Origin of the sequence: Paenibacillus sp. MMO-58 (assembly GCF_037146255.1) — a bacterium.
Taxonomy (GTDB): domain Bacteria; phylum Bacillota; class Bacilli; order Paenibacillales; family Paenibacillaceae; genus Pristimantibacillus.
On the sequence record NZ_JBBCVY010000031.1, the window covers coordinates 1 to 1,372 of the forward strand.

Consider the following 1,372-nt stretch of genomic DNA (forward strand, 5'->3'; position numbering starts at 1 on the left):
GTAAGCTAGGCTGTGATGGGGAGCGAAAATTGCAGTAGCGAAGGTCATGTACTCCGGCTGTCAAGAAAAGCCTCTAGCCAGGTGAAGGTGCCCGTACCGCAAACCGACACAGGTAGGCGAGCAGAGCATGCTAAGGCGCGCGGAAGAACTCTCGTTAAGGAACTCGGCAAAATGACCCCGTAACTTCGGGAGAAGGGGTGCCTCGGTAGGGTGAATAGCCCGAGGGGGCCGCAGTGAAAAGGCCCAAGCGACTGTTTAGCAAAAACACAGGTCTGTGCGAAGCCGTAAGGCGAAGTATACGGGCTGACGCCTGCCCGGTGCTGGAAGGTTAAGGGGAGCGGTTAGGAGCAATCCGAAGCTGTGAACCGAAGCCCCAGTAAACGGCGGCCGTAACTATAACGGTCCTAAGGTAGCGAAATTCCTTGTCAGGTAAATTCTGACCCGCACGAATGGCGTAACGACTTGGGCGCTGTCTCAACGAGAGATCCGGTGAAATTTTAATACCTGTGAAGATGCAGGTTACCCGCGACAAGACGGAAAGACCCCATGGAGCTTTACTGCAGCTTGATATTGGACTTTGGTACGATCTGTACAGGATAGGTGGGAGCCTGAGAAGCATGAGCGCCAGCTTGTGTGGAGGCGACGTTGGGATACCACCCTGATCGTATCGGAGTTCTAACCTGCTACCCTGAATCGGGTAGAGGGACCGTGTCAGGTGGGCAGTTTGACTGGGGCGGTCGCCTCCTAAAATGTAACGGAGGCGCCCAAAGGTTCCCTCAGAATGGTTGGAAATCATTCGGAGAGTGCAAAGGCATAAGGGAGCTTGACTGCGAGACCAACAAGTCGAGCAGGGACGAAAGTCGGGCTTAGTGATCCGGTGGTACCGAATGGAAGGGCCATCGCTCAACGGATAAAAGCTACCCTGGGGATAACAGGCTTATCTCCCCCAAGAGTCCACATCGACGGGGAGGTTTGGCACCTCGATGTCGGCTCATCGCATCCTGGGGCTGAAGTAGGTCCCAAGGGTTGGGCTGTTCGCCCATTAAAGCGGTACGCGAGCTGGGTTCAGAACGTCGTGAGACAGTTCGGTCCCTATCTGTCGCGGGCGCAGGAAATTTGAGAGGAGCTGTCCTTAGTACGAGAGGACCGGGATGGACGTACCGCTGGTGTACCAGTTGTTCCGCCAGGAGCACCGCTGGGTAGCCAAGTACGGACGGGATAAGCGCTGAAAGCATCTAAGCGTGAAGCCCCCCTCAAGATGAGATTTCCCAATTAGTAAGACCCCTTGAAGACGACGAGGTTGATAGGTTCGGGGTGGAAGCACAGCAATGTGTGGAGCTGACGAATACTAATCGGTCGAGGGCTTATCCTA

General features: G+C 55.1%; 1 rRNA gene. It reads left to right on the top strand.

Features of this window, described 5'->3' with window-relative positions:
* Positions 1 to 1,372: ribosomal RNA gene (locus WFJ73_RS33140) — 23S ribosomal RNA — on the top strand; the annotation flags it as partial.